The 18,343-nt window shown below is 69.0% G+C and carries 15 protein-coding genes; 12 read left to right on the top strand and 3 right to left on the bottom strand.

Features of this window, described 5'->3' with window-relative positions; translation table 11 throughout:
- The first annotated feature begins 13 nt into the window (after positions 1-13).
- The 9 genes from ACM2ZB_RS15925 to ACM2ZB_RS15965 all read left to right on the top strand — a co-directional run bounded on the left by ACM2ZB_RS15925 (position 14) and on the right by ACM2ZB_RS15965 (position 9,663).
- The gene (locus ACM2ZB_RS15925; RefSeq protein ID WP_416056164.1) at positions 14-1,264 is read left to right on the top strand and encodes an NAD(P)/FAD-dependent oxidoreductase; all 1,251 of its coding nucleotides are present in this window, start codon (positions 14-16) and stop codon (positions 1,262-1,264) included.
- On the top strand, positions 1,252-1,809 hold the full coding sequence (locus ACM2ZB_RS15930; protein ID WP_416056165.1) for a DUF3261 domain-containing protein: 558 nt from the start codon (positions 1,252-1,254) through the stop codon (positions 1,807-1,809). Before ACM2ZB_RS15925 ends, ACM2ZB_RS15930 begins: the two co-directional genes overlap by 13 nt.
- On the top strand, positions 1,806-2,996 hold the full coding sequence (locus ACM2ZB_RS15935; RefSeq protein ID WP_416056166.1) for a beta-ketoacyl-[acyl-carrier-protein] synthase family protein: 1,191 nt from the start codon (positions 1,806-1,808) through the stop codon (positions 2,994-2,996). The genes ACM2ZB_RS15930 and ACM2ZB_RS15935 overlap by 4 nt, the downstream gene beginning before the upstream one ends.
- Entirely contained in the window at positions 2,993-3,451 is a 459-nt protein-coding gene (locus ACM2ZB_RS15940) for a hotdog family protein (protein WP_313436622.1), read from the top strand. Before ACM2ZB_RS15935 ends, ACM2ZB_RS15940 begins: the two co-directional genes overlap by 4 nt.
- Complete coding sequence (locus ACM2ZB_RS15945; protein ID WP_313436624.1) at positions 3,448-4,179, top strand: 3-ketoacyl-ACP reductase FabG2; 732 nt, start codon at positions 3,448-3,450, stop codon at positions 4,177-4,179. The genes ACM2ZB_RS15940 and ACM2ZB_RS15945 overlap by 4 nt, the downstream gene beginning before the upstream one ends.
- Complete coding sequence (locus ACM2ZB_RS15950) at positions 4,179-5,417, top strand: beta-ketoacyl-ACP synthase (protein WP_313436627.1); 1,239 nt, start codon at positions 4,179-4,181, stop codon at positions 5,415-5,417. Before ACM2ZB_RS15945 ends, ACM2ZB_RS15950 begins: the two co-directional genes overlap by 1 nt.
- A 53-nt stretch (positions 5,418-5,470) precedes the next feature.
- Positions 5,471-5,911: an excinuclease ATPase subunit gene (locus tag ACM2ZB_RS15955; RefSeq protein ID WP_313436630.1), complete on the top strand. Its 441-nt coding sequence runs from the start codon at positions 5,471-5,473 to the stop codon at positions 5,909-5,911.
- Between the two features lie 160 nt (positions 5,912-6,071).
- On the top strand, positions 6,072-6,332 hold the full coding sequence (locus ACM2ZB_RS15960) for a YcgL domain-containing protein (RefSeq protein ID WP_416056167.1): 261 nt from the start codon (positions 6,072-6,074) through the stop codon (positions 6,330-6,332).
- On the top strand, positions 6,325-9,663 hold the full coding sequence (locus tag ACM2ZB_RS15965) for an ankyrin repeat domain-containing protein (RefSeq protein ID WP_416056168.1): 3,339 nt from the start codon (positions 6,325-6,327) through the stop codon (positions 9,661-9,663). The genes ACM2ZB_RS15960 and ACM2ZB_RS15965 overlap by 8 nt, the downstream gene beginning before the upstream one ends.
- 83 nt (positions 9,664-9,746) lie before the next feature.
- On the opposite strand, the gene ACM2ZB_RS15970 is transcribed toward ACM2ZB_RS15965, so the two are convergent.
- On the bottom strand, positions 9,747-11,522 hold the full coding sequence (locus tag ACM2ZB_RS15970) for a monovalent cation:proton antiporter-2 (CPA2) family protein (protein ID WP_416056169.1): 1,776 nt from the start codon (positions 11,520-11,522) through the stop codon (positions 9,747-9,749).
- 396 nt (positions 11,523-11,918) lie between these two features.
- Between ACM2ZB_RS15970 and mgtE the strand changes: the two genes are divergently transcribed.
- Together mgtE and ACM2ZB_RS15980 are read left to right on the top strand one after the other, a co-directional pair.
- Positions 11,919-13,289, top strand: a complete 1,371-nt coding sequence (gene mgtE / locus ACM2ZB_RS15975; protein WP_416056170.1) for a magnesium transporter — start codon at positions 11,919-11,921, stop codon at positions 13,287-13,289.
- 201 nt (positions 13,290-13,490) lie between these two features.
- On the top strand, positions 13,491-16,211 hold the full coding sequence (locus ACM2ZB_RS15980) for a bifunctional acetate--CoA ligase family protein/GNAT family N-acetyltransferase (RefSeq protein WP_416056171.1): 2,721 nt from the start codon (positions 13,491-13,493) through the stop codon (positions 16,209-16,211).
- A 62-nt stretch (positions 16,212-16,273) separates the two neighbouring features.
- Here ACM2ZB_RS15980 and ACM2ZB_RS15985 read toward each other — a convergent pair whose 3' ends face one another.
- On the bottom strand, positions 16,274-16,654 hold the full coding sequence (locus ACM2ZB_RS15985; protein ID WP_164073462.1) for a YbjQ family protein: 381 nt from the start codon (positions 16,652-16,654) through the stop codon (positions 16,274-16,276).
- 143 nt (positions 16,655-16,797) lie between these two features.
- Here ACM2ZB_RS15985 and ACM2ZB_RS15990 point away from each other — a divergent pair, with 143 nt between their 5' ends.
- Positions 16,798-17,499, top strand: coding sequence for an alpha/beta fold hydrolase (locus ACM2ZB_RS15990; RefSeq protein WP_416056172.1), 702 nt, complete (start codon positions 16,798-16,800; stop codon positions 17,497-17,499).
- Here ACM2ZB_RS15990 and ACM2ZB_RS15995 read toward each other — a convergent pair.
- On the bottom strand, positions 17,462-18,238 hold the full coding sequence (locus tag ACM2ZB_RS15995) for a YdcF family protein (RefSeq protein ID WP_416056173.1): 777 nt from the start codon (positions 18,236-18,238) through the stop codon (positions 17,462-17,464). The two genes, ACM2ZB_RS15990 and ACM2ZB_RS15995, sit on opposite strands and share 38 nt — an antisense overlap.
- Between the last annotated feature and the right edge of the window lie 105 nt (positions 18,239-18,343).

Below are 18,343 nucleotides of genomic sequence, written 5' to 3' on the forward strand. Positions count from 1 at the left end.
CAAGGACGCACCGATGAACACTGCTGTGGATGCTGTCGAACGTACTGAAATCCTGATCATCGGTGCCGGTCCTGCCGGTTCGGTGGCCGCCGCGATGCTGCGCCAGCAGGGGCGCCAGGTGCTGATGCTGGAGCGCCAGCAGTTCCCGCGCTTCTCCATCGGCGAAAGCCTGCTGCCGCAGAGCATGGAATACATCGAAGCGGCCGGCCTGCTGCAGGACGTGGTGGAAGCCGGTTTCCAGTACAAGAACGGCGCAGCCTTCGTGCACGGCGAAGCGCGCACGGCCTTCGATTTCCGCCAGAAGTTCTCGCCGGGCTGGGGCACCACCTACCAGGTGCAACGCGCCGACTTCGACAACGTGCTGGCGCGTGGCGCCGAGCGCATGGGCACCACGCTCCGCTTCGGCGATGAAGTGCTGGCGGTGGAAGCCGGCGAGCACCCGGCGGTGAACGTGCGCCGCCCGGATGGCAGCGAGTACCGCATCGAAGCCGATTTCATCCTCGATGCCTCCGGCTTCGCACGCCTGCTGCCGCGCCTGCTGGACCTGGAAACGCCGTCGAACTTCCCGGTGCGCGGGGCGATCTTCTGCCACGTGCGCGACAACATTCCGGCCGAGGCCGATTTTGACCGCAACAAGATCCTGATCACCACCCACCCCGAGCACATCGACGTCTGGTACTGGACCATTCCGTTCTCCAACGGCTGCTGCTCGCTGGGCGTGGTGGCCGAACCGTCGTTCTTCGAACGCTACGAGGGCGACGATCTGCAGAAGCTGCAGGCCATCGTGGGCGAAGACCCGAACCTGACCCGCCTGCTGGCCAACGCCGAATGGGCGGTGCTGCCGGTGCGCCGCATCACCGGCTATTCGGCCAATGTCAGCTCGCTGTGGGGCCCGGGCTACGCGCTGCTGGGCAATGCCGGCGAGTTTCTCGATCCGGTGTTCTCCTCCGGCGTCACCATCGCCTTCAAGTCGGCGCAGCTGGCCAGTGAATGCCTGAAGCGTCGCTACGCCGGTGAAACCGTGGATTGGGAAGCGGAGTTCTCCATTCCGCTGCGCGCGGGCGTGAAGACCTTCCGCCGCTTCGTCGAAGCCTGGTACCAGGGCGGTTTCCAGAAGATCATCTACCACCCCGAGCAGCAGCCTGCCGTGCGCGACATGATCAGCTCCATCCTGGCCGGCTATGCGTGGGATACCAAGAACCCGTACGTGGCCGATGACAGCGGCCGCCGCATGCGTGTGCTGGAGGAATTGTGCAGCGCCTGATCGTCCGTTTCACGGCCGTGCTGCTATGCGTGCTGCTGGCCGCCTGTGCCAGCCGCATGCCACGCCCGTTGATTGAACTGCCGCCGCTGCGCCTGTCGCCGGCCAGCCTGCCGGCGCCGTTGGCGCTGCAGCAGCAGCTGCATTTCCGTTTCGGCAACCACGAGCGTGATCTGGATGCCTTGCTGGAAGCCGACGCGCAGCAGGTGCAGCTGGCGGTGCAGGCGATGGGCCAGACCGGTGTGCGCCTGCAGTGGGATGGCCAGCAGCTGACCCAGCAGCGCGCGCCGTGGCTGCCGCCGCAGGTGCGTGCCGAGCGCGTGCTGGATGACCTGCAGTTCGCCCTGTGGCCGACCGAAGCGATTGCCGCCGCACTGCCGGCGGGTTGGCAGGTGGCCGATGATGGCCGCCTGCGCAGCCTGTCGCGCGACGGCCAGGTCTGGCTGCAGCTGCAGCGCTTGGACGATGGCACCGTGCAGCTGGACAACCGCGCCGAGGGCTACACCCTGCGCATTGAATCGATCGACATGGCCGGACAGGAAAAATGACCGCACCGATTTTCCTGAACGACCTGGGCGTGGTCTGTGCGCTGGGCGAGGGCCGTGCGGCTGTCGCCGCCGCGCTGTTCGCCGATGCGCCCGGTGGCCTGAGCGACAACAGCACCCTGCTGCCGGGCCAGACCCTGGCGCTGGGCGAAGTGCATGCCCCGCTGCCGGCGCTGGACGACCTGCCGGCGTCACTGCGCGGTCGCAACAACGCGCTGCTTGATGCCGCCCTGGTGCAGATCGCGCCGTCGGTCGAGGCGGCCATCGCCCGCTATGGCGCCCAGCGCGTGGCCGTGGTGCTGGGCACCAGCACCTCGGGCATCGGTGAATCCGAACAGGCCCTGCGCACCCGCGCCGACACCGGCCAATGGCCGCAGGGCTTCGACTACGCACAGCAGGAAATGGGCACCGCCGCCCAGTTCGTGCGCCAGCGCAGCGGTGCGCTGGGCCCGGCCTGGACCCTGTCCACGGCCTGCTCGTCCAGCGCCAAGGCGTTGATGTCGGCCGCGCGCATGCTGCGCGCCGGCATTGTCGATGCGGTCATCGCCGGCGGCGCCGATTCGTTGTGCCGCTTCACCGTGGCCGGCTTCAGCGCGCTGGAATCGGTATCGGCGCAGCGCTGCAACCCGTTCTCGCAGCACCGCTGCGGCATCAACATCGGTGAAGGCGCCGCGCTGTTCCTGCTGACCCGCGAGGCCGGCCCGGTGATGCTGGCCGGCTGGGGCGAATCGGCCGATGCCCACCACATGTCCGCGCCCGACCCGCAGGGCCTGGGTGCCATCGATGCCCTGCAGCAGGCGCTGCAGCGTGCCGGCTGGTCTGCGCAGGATGTGGATTACGTGAACCTGCACGGCACCGCCACCGGCCACAACGACGCCATGGAAAGCCTGGCCGTGGCCCAGGTGCTGGGCACCACGGTGCCGGCCAGTTCAACCAAGCCGCTGACTGGCCACACGCTGGGCGCGTCCGGTGCGATCGAGGCCGCCGTGTGCTGGATCCTGCTGGCCGACAACCCGGATCGCCAGCTGCCGCCGCACTGGTGGGACGGCACCCCGGATCCGGCCCTGCCGGCGCTGCCGCTGGTAGCCCCGGGCACCCGCCTGGCGCAGCCGCCGCAGCGGGTGCTGAGCAATTCCTTCGCCTTCGGCGGCAGCAATGCGGTGCTGGCACTGGAAGGGTGGCGCGCATGAGCATGCCCCTGTACGCCATCGAAGAGGTCGTACCGCACCGCCAGGACATGTGCCTGCTGGACCGCATCGTGCGCTGGGACCAGGACAGCATCGAGGTGGAGCTGGTGGTGCCCGAATCGGGCCTGTTCATCGAAGACGGCGCGATTCCGGCCTGGGTGGGCATCGAATACATGGCGCAGGCCATCGCCGCCTGGGCCGGCTGCCGCGCCCGTACCGCCGGCAATCCGCCGCAGCTGGGCTTCCTGCTCGGCAGCCGCCGCTACACCAGCCCGCGCAGCAGCTTCCCCAGCGGCAGTTGCCTGCGCGTGCACGCGCGCTGCGAGCTGTTGGGCGACAATGGGCTAGGGATGTTCGCCTGCCGGATCCTGGCAGGTGATGAAGAATGGGCAGTTGCCAACGTGTCGGTGTTCGAACCGGCCGACTCGATGGCCTATCTGGAGAGTGGACAGGCATGACAGGGAATCGAAGCGTGCTGGTGACCGGCGCGAGCCGGGGCATCGGCCGGGCCATCGCGCTGCGCATCGCGCGCGAGGGCTTCGACGTGGTGGTGCATTGCCGCAGCCGCGTGGAAGAAGCGCAGGCCGTGGCGGCGGAAATCCAGGGGCTGGGCCAGCAGGCCCGCGTGCTGGCCTTCGACGTGGCCGACCGTGCCGCCGCGCGCGCGGCGCTGGAAGCGGACGTGGAAGCACATGGCGCCTACTACGGCGTGGTCTGCAACGCCGGCATCGCCCGTGATGGCGCCTTCCCGGCGCTGTCCGAAGACGATTGGGACCAGGTCATCCACACCAACCTGGATGGCTTCTACAACGTGCTGCACCCGCTGATCATGCCGATGGTGCGGCGGCGCAAGCCGGGCCGCATCGTCACCCTGTCCTCGGTGTCCGGCGTGGCTGGCAACCGTGGCCAGGTCAATTACAGTGCGGCCAAGGCCGGCATCATCGGTGCCACCAAGGCGCTGGCCCTGGAACTGGCCAGCCGCCAGATCACCGTCAACTGCGTGGCCCCGGGCCTGATCGAGACCGACATGCTCAACGAAGAAGTGGTCGAACATGCGCTGAAGCTGATCCCCGCCGGCCGTGTCGGCCGTCCGGAGGAAGTGGCGGCCACCGTTGCCTTCCTGCTGTCCGAACCGGCCGGGTACATCACCCGCCAGGTCATCTCGGTGAACGGAGGCATGATCTGATGGCCGCCGATCGTCGCGTGGTGGTGACCGGTGCCGCCGCCATCAGCCCGCTCGGCCACGACTGGCCGACCATCCAGGCGCACCTGCGCAGCTGCCGCAATGCGGTGCGCGCGATGCCCGAATGGGATGTCTACGCCGGCCTGAACACCAAGCTGGCCGCGCCAGCGCAGGACTACGACCTGCCGCCCAACTACAACCGCAAGACCACCCGTTCGATGGGCAAGGTGGCCATCATGTCGGTGCGCGCCACCGAAGTGGCGCTGCGCGAAGCCGGCCTGTTCGAACACCCGGTGCTGCGCAGCGGCCGCGCGGGCGTGGCCTATGGCTCGTCTTCGGGCAGCCATGAAGCCACGGGCGAATTCGGCCGCATGCTGCACGAATTCACCACCGACGGCATCAGCGCCACCACCTACCTGAAGATGATGAGCCACACCGCGCCGGTCAACATCGGCGTGTTCTTCGGCCTGTCCGGGCGCGTCTACACCACCTCCAGCGCCTGCACTTCGGGCAGCCAGGGCGTGGGCGCCGGCTATGAGGCGATCCGCAGCGGCAAGCAGACGGTGATGGTGGCCGGCGGCGCCGAACAGCTCGATGCCACCGCCGCTGCGGTGTTCGACACCCTGTTCGCCACCAGCACCCGCAACGATGCGCCGCAGACCACGCCGCGCCCGTTCGATGCCGGCCGCGATGGCCTCGTACTGGGCGAGGGCGCCTGCACCCTGATCCTGGAAGACCTGGAGCACGCGCAGGCGCGCGGCGCGACCATCCTGGCCGAGATCGTCGGCTACGGCACCAACAGCGACGGCCAGCACGTCACCCAGCCCAGCGCCGACACCATGGCCCAGGCCATGCGCCTGGCGTTGGAAGATGCCGGCCTGGAACCCTCGCAGATCGATTACGTGAACGCCCACGGCACCGCCACCGACCACGGTGACATCGCCGAAACCCAGGCCACCGCCCAGGTGTTCGGCAACCGCGTGCCGATCAGTTCGCTGAAGAGCTACGTCGGCCACATGCTCGGTGCCTGTGGCGCGTTCGAAGCCTGGATGAGCATCGAGATGATGCGCGCCGGCTGGTTCGCGCCCACGCTGAACCTGGGCGAGATCGACCCGCGCTGCGGCCAGCTCGACTTCATCACCGGCCCGGGCCGCGAACTGCAGGCCGAGTACGTGATGAGCAACAATTTCGCCTTCGGCGGCATCAACACCTCGCTGGTGTTCCGCCGCTGGAGCGAATGATCCACCGACCGATCCCGCGCTCCACCCCGCACCCCGAACAAGGAGATGTTTCGATGCGTCGTACCCTGATGATCGCCACGGCCACCGCGCTGCTGGCCCTGACCTCCACCGCCTCGGCCCGCGACACCCGCGTCGAGCAGTCCCTGCGTGACCTGATCAGTTCGCAGGCCGCCAAGGATGCCGGCATCGACGGCAGCGTGCGCTTCTACCTGGCCGGCCAGCCGGTCAGCGTGCAGCAGCGCCTGGGCGAAGATGTGACCAACAAGAAGACCAACGCCGCCAACAAGAGCGACACCGAAGCCTGCAGCTGGGTGGCCCTGTCCGCCCTGCGTGCCCTGCAGGATGGCGCCAAGTCGCGCGGCGCCAATGCCGTGGTCGACATCGTCAGCTACTACAAGAAGAACGAGTTCAAGAGCGCGACCAACTACGAGTGCTGGGCTGGCACCTTCGTCGCCGGCGTGGCCCTGAAGGGCACCTACGCCAAGGTCAAGTAAGCCGGGCCAGGCAGCGGGCGCTGGCTGAACGCCGCCGCCACATTGCTGAACCCCAACGGGGAAACGCCGTCGATCGCGCCGCCATCGTCGCGTGACGGCTTTCCCCGCTGTCGGCTTTCCGACACAATCATGGCTCTTCCCGGGTTATCGTCCCGCGGACATGCACGCCTACGTCTATAAAAGCCAACTCAAGCCGGACACCTACGTCTATCTCGCCCGCCGCGACGACTTCAGCACGCTTCCCGCGCCGCTGTCCGCTTCGCTGGGTGCGCTTTCGTTCGTCCTCGAAGTGACCCTGGATGCGCAGCGTCGCCTGGCCCAGGCCGATCCGGCCAAGGTCCGCAGCGAACTGACCGAACGCGGTTTCTACCTGCAGGTGCCGCCGTCGGTGACCAGCCTGATGCCGCGCCACTATGACTGAGCTGTCTCGCCCGCGTGCGATCTCGATGGCCGTGGCGCTGGGCGCCCTGCTGGCGCTGGGCTCGGCCGTGGGCGGATTGCCCGGCGCGGTGCTGGCCGCACTGGCGCAGCCGGCGTTCGCGCTGGGCGTGTCGTGGTGGCGGCGCAGCCGCGCGCTGCTGCCACCGGCGCTGATCGCCCGCCAGGACCTGCCGGCGCTGTCGACGCTGTGGGCCGCAGCCCCGATCCTGCTGGCGCTGCTGCTGGCCTGGCCGCTGGCCGCGCTGCGCGACAGTGGCAGCCTGGCCGCCGTGCTCGGCCTGAGCGTGCTGGTCAGTGCCGGCCTGCTGGCCGCCTGGCGCACCTGGCCGCTGTGGAACGATGTTGAACGCCTCGACGGCAGCCTAGCCCAGCATTGGCAGGCCCTGGCCGGTCGTGACCTGAGCGCCTGGCGCGGCCTGGTGGTGGCGGCAAGTGTCATTGCCCTGGCCGCCCTGGTGGTACTGCCGGCCTGGCCGGAGCTGCTGCCCGAAGGCGCACGCTGGCCGTCCGCGCTGGCTGTGCTGCTGCTGTCGCCGGCCCTGCACCTGCTGCTGCAGCGGGTCGCCCCGGCGCCGCTGGTATCGCTGCGTGCCACCGCGCAGGCGGCAAGCGCAGACGATGCCGAAGCACTGTTCAATGCCGTTGCCGAAAGCACCCCGCTGGAAGCCATGGCGCCGCAGGACCTGACCCCGGCGCTGTTCGAAGCCGCGCGCCATGGCCGCATCGACCGCGCGTTGCAGTTGCTGCAGGCCGGCGCCGATGCGCATGCCCTGCCGGACCCGAACTGGCGCGACCAGCGCAGCCTGGCCGTGCTGGCGGCGGTGCTGCCCGACCTGCGCCTGCTGCGCGAACTGATCGGCCGCGGCGTTGATGTGAATGCACCGCACCGCGGCATGACCCCGCTGCTGGCCGCTACCCGCGACAGCTGGCACGGCCGCCCCGAGGCGGTGATGACCCTGCTGGCCAACGGTGCCGATTCGCGCGCTGTCGACAGCGATGGCAACACGCCGCTGCACCACGCCGCGCGCAGTTCCGACCCGGGTGTAGCCGCGCTGCTGCGCGATGCCGCCGCCGAAGTCGACGCGCTGAACCGCGATGGCTGGTCGCCGTTGGCGGTCGCCTGCCAGGTCGGCAACTGGCGCCTGGCCCGCTTCCTGCTCGAACGCGGTGCCCGCAGCGAGCCCGCCGATGGCACCCCGGTGCTGCTGGCCGCCGCCGCCACCGAAGACGACGATCCGGCCGGCGTGCAGCTGCTGCTCAAGCACAAGGCCCGCGCCGACGCTCGCGACCGCCAGCGCCGCAGTGCGCTGCACGAAGCCGCGCTGGCCGGCCATGTGGACATCATCGGCGTGCTGCTGGGCGCCGGCGCCAACCTGGAAGCGCGCGATGCGCTGGGCCGTACGCCGTGGCTGGAAGCCGCCCGTGCCGGCCGCGCCGCCGTGATCGAACACCTGCTGCCGCACAAGCCCGACCTGGTTGCCGTCGATGGCGAGGGCCGCAATGCCGTGCTGCTGGCCGCCATGGCCGACGATGTGTCGCCGCTGCTGGTCAAGCGCCTGGTCGAACTGGGCATCGCCGCCGACGCCAGCGATCCGCTGGGCCGCCGCGCGGTTGATTACGCCGCCGAAGCCGGGCGCTGGGCCATCGTCGCCCTGCTGGATCCGTCCTATCCGTTGCCGGCGGCGGTCAGCGATGGCCTGGCCGAGCGTGGTGAAGCCGCCAGTGCCAGCGGCCTGCTGCCTGACCGGCCGCCGCTGACCCTGCTGCGCGAAGCGCTGGGCTTCGGCAATACCGAAGGCATGTCGGCGCTGGCCAGGCTGTGCCAGCCGGAAGAACTGGGTGGCCTGCTGCTGGACCCGGAACTGGCGCTGGAACCGCGCGCCGTCGACTGGCTGCTGGCGCACGGCGCGGATCCCTATGTGTGCGATGCCTGCGGCGATACGCCCATGTTCGCCCTGCTGTCGCGCGGCATCGACGCGGTGCCGGCACTGCAGGTGATGCTGCAGCGTGGCCTGTCGCCCGCCGGCCGCGGTGGCCTGGCCCGCTTCCTGGCCGCCTGCGCGCAGCACGACCAGGCCGCGCGTGGCCTGGAACAGCTGGCGCTGGAACTGCTGGAACGTGGCGCCGATCCCTTCGCCGCGTCGCCGGCCGGTGATCCGCCGCTGTCGCTGGCGGTGCGCCTGGGCTGGCTGCGCCTGCAGCAGGCCCTGCTCAACACCGGCGTGGATCGCGAAGCGCGCGACAGCCACGGCATGACCGCCCTGCACCTGGCCACGGCCCTGGCCCGCGAAGGCGCGCTGAAGCTGCTGGTGCAGCACGGCGCATCGCCGGAAGCGCGTGCCGCCGATGGCCAGACCCCGCTGGGCGTGGCGCTGTCGATCGGCCGCCGCGACCTGGCCGACTGGCTGGACTGGCGCGTGTGGCCGTTGCCGCGCCGCACCCTGCGCGAAGGCGATCTGCCCTCTGCCGCCATGGCCGGCGATGTCGATGCCGTGCGCCGCTTGAATGATCTGGGCTTTGCCATCGACGCCGTCGATGCGCAGGGCTGCACCGCGCTGCTGCGCGCCGCCGGTGGTGGCCACCTGGCGGTGGTCGACCTGCTGCTGGCACGCGGTGCCGATCCGCAGCACGCCGCAGCCAGTGGCGCCACGCCGCTGTCGGCGGCGGTCAGCATGCGCCAGGTGGATATCGTCTCGGCCCTGCTCGATGCCGGCGCGCAGCTGGAACACCGCCTGCCGGGCGGGGTGACCGTGCTGATGCTGGCCTCGGCGCTGGGCCTGCCGGACATCGTCGCGCGCCTGCTGACTGCGGGTGCCGACGTGCACGCCGGCGATGCCCAGCAGCTGGGGCCGCTGCACTGCGCTGCCCTGTACGGCTTCAGTGCACGTGACCGCTCGCGCCTGCTGGCCCTGCTGGATACCCTGCTGCTGGCCGGCGCCGAGCCGGACCAGGCCGCCGCCGGTTCGGTCACGCCGCTGCTGCTGTTGCTGGGCGCACGCGCCGAACCCGGCACCGCCTGCGACGAGCAGGTGGTGATGGCCGCGGTGGAACGCCTGCTGGATGAAGACGTGAGCCTGGACGTGCGCGACCCGCGCGGCTTCGGCCCGCTGCACCTGGCGGCCCTGCACGGGCTGCCGCTGCTGGTGCAGCGCCTGCTGCGCGCCGGTGCCGATCCGGATGTGCGCGACAGCCTCAACCGCAGCCCGCGCGAGATCGCGGTCATGCGCGGCTTCATCGATGTGGCCGCCGAGTTCGAACCGCGCGTGCCCGGCGTGTCCTCGATGGCGCGGTTCCTGCGCGACAACGGCTGAAACCGGGGTCGGATCCCTTTCCAACGGAAAGGGATCCGACCCCGGCATGGCGACCTGCACGATCATCCACGCATGGCGTGGATCTACTCGTCGCTTTCCGCGTCGGCCTCGAACAGGTGCATCAGGTCATTGCGCGCATCGCGCGAGGTCTGGATCACCGCCGCTTCGTCGTCGTAGACCAGGTACTGGTCACGCAGCAGCTGTTCATCGTGCTCGCGGAAGCGCTGCACATGGCGCTCGGCCACCTCCGGTGCCACGCCCAGTGCAGTCAGCACGCGCCCGCTCATCTCCAGGCTGGTGCCGAACACTTCGCGGAACGGCTCGGCCGACATGTCCATCAAGCGCCACGCGTGTTGGCGGTTGCGCGCGCGTGCCAGCACCTTCGCATCGGGGTACAGGCGGCGCACCATGCGCACCGCGCGCAGGTTGGTTTCCGGGTCGTCCACGGTGATCACGAACACATCGATCCGCTCGCCGCCGGCTGCGCGCAGCATCTCCGGCCGGGTCGGGTCGCCGTAGTACAGCTGGTTGCCGAAGCGGCGCAGGTCGGCCACGGTATCCGGGTTGGCTTCCAGCGCCACGAAGGGCACCTTCTGCGCGGTCAGCAGGCGTGCGATCACCTGGCCGAAACGCCCCATGCCGGCAATCAGCACCTTGGGCTGGTTGTCCGGCGCCACCTTGTCGGCCGGCGCCGCATCGCGCGGCACCGCTTTCTCGCGGCCCAGCAGCTTCAGCAGGGCGATCATCAACAGCGGGGTGATCGCCATCGACAGGCCGACGATGGCCACCAGCCGGTCGTGGTTGGCATCGCCCAGCAGGTGCGCACGCTGCGCCTCGTTGAACACCACGAAGGCGAATTCGCCGCCCAGCCACAGCACGCTGCCCAGCAGCAGCGATTGCCGCGAACTGAGCCGGGCGACCCGGCCGATGGCGTACAGCAGGCTGAACTTGACCACCAGCAGCACGGCCACGCCGGTGGCGATCAGCCACGGTTCGGCGGCAATGCGGTCCAGGTCGATGCCCATGCCCACGGCGATGAAGAACAGGCCCAGCAGGAGGCCTTTGAACGGCTCGATCTGCGCTTCCAGCTCGTGCCGGAATTCCGAATCGGAGAGCAGCACGCCGGCCAGGAAGGCGCCCAGGCTGGGGCTCAGGCCGGCCTCCTGCATGAACCAGGCGGTGCCCAGCACCACCAGCAGCGCGGTGGCGGTGAACACTTCCGGGCTGCGGGTGCGGGCAATGATGCCGAACACCTTGCGCAGCACCGGCCGCCCGCACAGGATCACCACCGCCAGCGCGCCCAGCGCCACGGCCGCGTCTTCCCAGCGCAGGGTTTCGTTCTTCACCCCGCCCAGCAGCGGAATGGCGGCCAGCAGCGGGATCGCGATCAGGTCCTGGAACAGCAGGATGGCAAAGCCCAGGCGGCCATGGTCGCTGTTGATCGCCTTGTGCTCGGACAGCAGCTGCAGGCCCACCGCGGTGGACGACAGGGCCAGCGCGATGCCGACCACCAGCGCGCTCTTCCACTGGAAGTGGTCGAGCAGCAGCAGGCTGCCCAGCACCAGACCGGACAGCGCCACCTGCGCCGCGCCGGCCCCGAACACCGAACGGCGCATCACCTTCAGGCGCGACGGCGACAGTTCCAGGCCGATCACGAACAGCAGCATCACCACGCCGATCTCGGCCGCACCCAGGATGCGGTCGGCGTCCTGCACGAAGCCCAGCCCATCCGGACCCAGCACCACGCCCGCCGCCAGGTAGCCCAGCACCGCACCAAAGCCGAACTTCTTGAACACCGGCACCGCGATCACCGCGGCCAGCAGCAGCACCAGCGCCAGTTCAAGACCACCGCTATGCATGGGAATACCTGGTCATCGCGGGGGCCCGGGTGTGTGCGTTCAGATGGGGGGCGCGGCCGTGTTGGCCACCCGCTCATTATGCGCGCCTGCCCGTGCACGAACGGCAACGGTCGGGGTCAGATCCCCGTGCGAAGCAGGGGGCTCTGGCCCCAAGGCCACCTGACCCGCGGCCCGGGCCCGGGTTGACCGGGCGTGCCGGCAGGTCCAGACTGCCCGCCGCTGCCGGTCGCGCCGTTGTCCAGCGTGTCAGGCAGTACACCCATCCGGAGTCCCCAACCCATGTCCAGCGACAGTAGAAGTCGACCTCGTTCGACGCCAGCGATGGCGACCGCCTGATATCGGGTCGGTTTGCCTGCGTTGGCGTTGCGCGAGGTCGCATCCCCACAAGGCAAGCCCATGAACCAGAAGCAACTGCTGCGCCCGGTGGCCGACGCCGCTGCCCTCGCCGCACCCCTGGCCAACTACAACACCGCTGACGCGGTGGAGTTCCTCAACACGCTGGACCTGGAGCGCGCCGCCGAAACGCTGGCCGCGCTGTCGTTGCCGCGTGCAGTGAAGATGCTCGAAGCACCGGAACTGCACCGCAGTGGCGAACTGGTGGCCGCGCTGCCGCCGGCCCGCGCCGCGGCGCTGCTGGGGCTGATGGCCGACGACCGCGCCACCGACATCGTCCACGAGCTGGATGAAGACGAGCGCGCGCGGCTGATCCCGCTGCTGGGCAGCGATGCCCGCCAGGCCATCCAGACGCTGCTGAGTTATCCGCCGAACACCGCCGGCGCGCTGATGACCACCGAGTTCGTCGCCGTGCCCGCCACCTGGACCGTGGCCCAGACCCTGCAGCACATCCGCCAGGTCGAGCGCACCCGCGAAACCGTGTACGCCATCTACGTGCTGGACCCGGCCAGCCAGCAGCTGCAGCAGGTGGTGACCATGCGTCGGCTGATCACCGGCCTGCCGGAGGAATCGATCCTCGATGTGGCCCAGGTCAATCCGCCGGTCACCGTCGATGCCCTGCTGGACCAGGAAGAAGTGGCGCGGCTGATCCGCCGCCACGATCTGCTGGCCATTCCGGTGGTCGATGCGCAGCAGCACCTGCTGGGCATCGTCACCGTCGACGACGTGCTCGACGCACTCATCGAGGAATCGACCGAGGACGCGCACAAGTTCGGCGGCATGGAAGCGCTGGACAAGCCCTACATGCAGATCGGCTTCTTCGAGATGCTGCGCAAGCGCGCCGGCTGGCTGAGCGTGCTGTTCCTCGGCGAGATGCTCACCGCCAGCGCGATGCAGCACTACGAGGACGAACTGGCGCGCGCGGTGGTGCTGACCCTGTTCATTCCGCTCATCATGAGCTCGGGCGGCAACTCCGGTTCGCAGGCCACCTCGCTGCTGATCCGCAGCCTGGCCCTGCGCGAGCTGCGGTTGAGCGACTGGTGGAAGGTGGCGTTGCGCGAAGTACCGACCGGCATGGTGCTGGGCGCCATCCTCGGCTGCCTGGCCATCGTGCGCATCGTCATCTGGCAGCTGGGCGGCCTGCATGACTACGGCGAGCACTGGATCCTGCTGGCCATCACCATCGGCGCGGCACTGGTGGGCATCGTCACGTTCGGTTCGCTGTCCGGTTCGATGCTGCCCTTCATCCTCAAGCGTCTGGGCTTCGACCCGGCCAGCGCCTCGGCCCCGTTCGTGGCCACCCTGGTGGACGTGACCGGGCTGGTGATCTACTTCAGCATCGCCGCCCTCATTCTGCACGGGACGCTGCTGTAACCAGGCCGTCATCCACGCATGGCGTGGATCTACGGGTGCATCGCCGCCCTCATTCTGCACGGCACGCTGCTGTAACCGGGCCGTCATCCACGCATGGCGTGGATCTACTTGTAGTAGATCCACGCCATGCGTGGATGCGGTGTGCCAGGGGGCCTGCGCACGATCATGCCGCTGCAGCGCCAGTCCGTGTACCGTAGGCGCATGAGTACCTACCACCTGCAGTCTGTGTTCCGTCCACAGTCGGTCGCGGTGATCGGCGGCAGCCCACGTGAACGCTCGGCCGGCCGCGCGGTGATGCGCAACCTGCGGGGCACCGGATTCCCCGGCAAGGTGGCGTGGATCAACCCGCGCCACGCCGAGATCGATGGCATCCGGACGGTCAAGCGGCTGAAGGACCTCGACTGGGTGCCTGACCTGGTGGTCATCACCGCCCCCGCAGCGATCGTGCCGCAGGTGGTGCGTACCGCCGCCGAACGCGGCGTGCAGGCAGCCATCATCCTCACCGCGCACCTGGGCGAAGGCCCGGAATCGCTGTCGGCACAGGTCGAAGCGGTGGCGCGCAGGCACGGCCTGCGCATCCTCGGCCCGCACTGCCTGGGTGTCATCGCGCCGCATGCACGGCTCAACGCCAGCATCGCCGCGCATTTCCCGCAGGCCGGTGACCTCGCGCTGATCTCCGAATCCTCGGCCATTGCCGCTGCCCTGGTGGAATGGGGCGTGGCCCGCTCGGTCGGCTTTTCCGCCGTGGTCTCGCTGGGCGACACGATGGACGTCGACTTCGGCGACCTGCTCGACTACTTCGCCACCGACTACCGCACCCGCGCCATCCTGCTCTACGTCGAGCACATCAAGGACGCGCGCAAGTTCATGTCGGCCGCGCGTGCCGCTGCGCGCGCCAAGCCCGTGGTGGTGGTGAAATCCGGTCGCGCTGAACGCGTGCAGCCCGGCAGCGCCGATACCCACGTGCAGGCGCTGGCCCGCGCCGATGATGTCTACGGCGCCGCCTTCAACCGCGCCGGCCTGCTGCGCGTCAGTGCGCTGGACGAACTGTTCACTGCGGCCGAAACCCTGGGCCGCCTGGGTACGTTCCCGGGCCGCCGTTTGGCCGTTCTCAGCAACGGTGGCGGCGTCGGCCGCCTGGCCGTGGACCAGCTGGTGGCTCTGCGTGGCACCCTCGCGCAGCTGTCCGACAGCACCGTGGAAACGCTGGACAAGGTGCTGCCGCAGGGCTGGTCGCGCAGCAACCCGGTCGACATCGTGGTCGACGCCGACGGCGACCGCTATGCCGCCGCCATCGAAGCACTGCTGGCCGACAACGAGAACGATGCGGTGATGGTGGTCAACGTGCCCACCGCGTTCACCTCATCGGCCGATGCCGCGCAGGCACTGACCCGCACGCTGGGCCTGCGCCCGCGCCACCACCGCGACAAGCCGGTGTTCGCGGTCTGGCTGGGCAACGATGACCAGGCCACCGCCACGCTCAACGCCGCGCGGGTGCCGACCTATCCCACCGAAGCCGAAGCCGTGCGTGGCTTCCAGCATCTGGTGCGCTACCGCGAAGCGCAGAACGCGCTGATGGAAACCCCGCCCAGCCTGCCGCAGGATTTCAGCGTGGATACCGCGCGGGCGCGCACCCTGGTCGATGCGGCGCTGGCCAACGGCCAGCACTGGCTGGATCCGCTGGCCACCCATGAACTGCTCAAGGCCTACGGCATTCCCTCCGCGCCGGTGATGCATGCGCGTGATGCGCACGAAGCAATGGACCTGGCCCAGCCGCTGCTGGAGCGCGGCGCCACGGTTGCGCTGAAGATCCTGTCGCCGGATATTCCGCACAAATCCGAAGTGGATGGCGTGCGCCTGAACCTGGCGACCCTGCCGGCCGTGCAGAGCGCCGCCATCGCCATCCTTGAACGTGCCCGCCAGCTGCGCCCGGACGCCCGCATCGACGGCTTGCTGGTACAGCCGACCATCGTCCGCCCGAAAGCGCGCGAGATCATCGTCGGCATCGCCGATGACGCAACCTTCGGCCCGGTGATCGTGGTCGGCCGTGGCGGCACTGCCGTGGAAGTGATCAACGACAAGGCGCTGGCGCTGCCGCCGCTGGACCTGCGCCTGGCCCATGAACTGATCGGCCAGACCCGAGCCTCGCGCATCCTCAAGGCCTATGGCGATGTGCCCGCCGCCGACGAGCGCGCACTGGCGCTGGCCCTGGTGAAGCTGGCCCAGCTGGCGGCCGACATACCCGAAGTGCGTACGCTGGACATCAATCCGCTGCTGGTGGACAGCAAGGGCATCCTCGCCCTCGATGCACGCGTGGCCATTGCACCCTCGCGCATCCTGCACAAGGGCCGTGGCCACCCGCGCTTCTCGGTATTCCCGTACCCCAAGGAGTGGGAGCGCACCCTCGAGCTGTCCGACGGCGGTCGCGCCTTCGTGCGCCCGGTACGGCCTGAGGACGACGCACTGTTCCGCGCCTTCTTCGCCCGCGTCAGCGATGAGGATCTGCGGCTGCGCTTCTTCCAGTCGGTGAAGCACTTCAGCCACGAGTTCATCGCCCGCCTGACCCAGCTCGACTACGCGCGCTCGATCGCGCTGGTGGCCATCGACCCGCGCAGTGGCGACATGCTCGGCGCGGTGCGCCTGCATGCCGACGCCGATTACAACCGCGGCGAGTACGGCATCCTGATCCGCTCGGACCTGAAGGGCCACGGCATCGGCTGGCGCCTGATGGCGATCATGATCGAGTACGCCAAGTGGCTGGGGCTGGCCGTGGTGGAAGGCCAGGTGCTGCGCGAGAACAGCACCATGCTGGCGATGTGCCAGAGCCTGGGCTTCAAGACCAAGCTGGACCCGGACGACCCCACGGTGATGATGGTGACCCTGCCGGTGCAGGAGGTCGAAGTGCCTGCACCGCACTTGTAGAGTCGAGCCATGCTCGACTGCTCTGCGCACCGCAGTCGAGCAAGCTCGACTCTACGACCAGATTACCGCAACGGCTCCACCACCACCGCCGTGCCATAGCACAGCACTTCGGTCAGCCCGGTCATCACATCGGTGGCGTCGTAGCGCATGCCGATGATGGCGTTCGCCCCCAACTGCCGCGCGTGCTTGACCATGTCGCGGTAGGTTTCCTCGCGGGCCTGCTCGCACAGCTCGGTGTAGATGGTGATGTTGCCGCCGAAGATCGTCTGGATGCCGCCCAGGAAGTTGCCGACGATCGAGCGCGAGCGCACGGTGATGCCGCGCACCACGCCCAGGCTGCGCGCCACGCGGTAGCCGGGCAGCTCGAAGGCGGTGGTGACCAGGGAATCCTCGAAGCGCAGCGCCGGAGGGGAGGGGGTGCCGCTGTTGTAGGGGTCTGCCATGGTGCTGCCTTCTGTAGAGTCGAGCCATGCTCGACTGCCCTTTGTAGACTGGGCTGTTAGAGCAGTCGAGCAAGCTCGACTCTACAACGCAACGGCCCGTTGCGGCATGGCCGCACCCACCCTGCCGCGCGACAATACCCGCCATGACCAACCGTATCCCCCTGCTGCTGCTCCCCGGCCTGCTCAACGACGCCGAGCTGTGGCGCGCGCAGCTGGCCGACCTGGCCGACATCGCCGACTGCACCGTGGGCGACCAGACCCGTGGCGAGACCCTGCAGGCCGTGGCCGAGGACGTGCTGGCGCAGGCCCCCGAGCGCTTCGCCCTGGCCGGCTTCTCGCTGGGCGGCTTTGTTGCCCAGCAGATCCTGCGCATCGCGCCCGAGCGGGTCCTGCGGCTGGCGCTGGTCGATACCTCGATCCATGCCGATTCACCCGAGCGCGCCGAGCAGCGCCGCAGCCAGCGTGCCAGCGTGCGCCTGCCGGGGAAGTTCCATGGCTTCGGCGATGCCTTGATGCGCAGCTACATCGATGCATCGCGCCTGGACGACTACGTGCTGGTGCAGCGCGTGCGCGACATGACCGCACGCTTGGGCGCGGAGGTGTTCGTGCGCCAGAGCGGCCTGGAACGCCGCGATGGGCACGACGTGCTGGCCGCGTACCGCGATCCGCTGCTGATCGTCTGTGGTGCGAACGACCGCATCACGCCACTGGCGGTGAGCGAGGAAATGCACGCGCTGGTGCCGCAGTCACAGCTGGTGGTGGTGCCCGATTGCGGGCACCTGGCACCGATGGAAAGGCCGGATGAGGTCAGTGCGGCGATGCGCGGGTGGTTGTCTGCGGATTGACGTTGGCTGGCGGAATCGGGGGTTCGTTCCATCCCAGCCTGTTGTAGGCGTGGTAGCGCAGCACACCGATACGCTCGTGGAGCATGACGTCCACCAGCAACAGATTGAAGGCCGACGGAAGCCAGCCGGGTGCGGCGCCGAGCCGGTCGCTGGGAAGACCCTCTGCATTCACGCCAAAGTGCCGGAAGTAAAGCCGGCTGCGATCAAGGTGAAGGCCTGAGGTCACCAGCACAACGCGGGGTGCGTCCGAGCGGAGCATTGCGGCCGTGTTGCGGGCGTTCTGCCAGGTGTTCGCGCTGGCCGCTTCCTGCATGATCTGGTCCATCGGCACGCCCAGTGCGACCAGTTGGCGCGCGTAGACATCAGCCTCGCTGGTCTGCCCTCCCTGTGGGGCACCACCGCTGACGATGACTCTGCAGGGTTCGCGTCGCCGCTGGCACTGGAGATAGCGCTGCGCTGTCACCAGCAATCGGCTGTATCCCGCCAGGCCGGGACTGGAGCCTTGGGCGTGGCGCTCGATACCTCCGGCCAGCAGCACGATCACGGTGTCCGGGTGCGCTTCGTTCTCCGTGTCGGTTGGGATGGCCTGCGCGCGATCGAGCATCCAATGGGTTACCGGCGCCGTGGCGCTGGACAGGATCGCCAAAGGGAGCAGGGACAGCAGGGCTGCCGTGCGACGCAGGCGGGTGGCAATCATTGCAGCACATGCCAGCAGCATGAGAGTCGAAAATGCCAGCACGGTGCACCTCCGGGCAGTTTGAAAGGATTCTGATGGCGCGACGCTTTCGTTGCGTGGATGCTGGATGCCATGGATCTGAAGCGGCTGTCACCCTTGGCAAGAGCG

This window comes from Stenotrophomonas maltophilia (assembly GCF_047782825.1).
Classification (GTDB): Bacteria; Pseudomonadota; Gammaproteobacteria; order Xanthomonadales; family Xanthomonadaceae; genus Stenotrophomonas.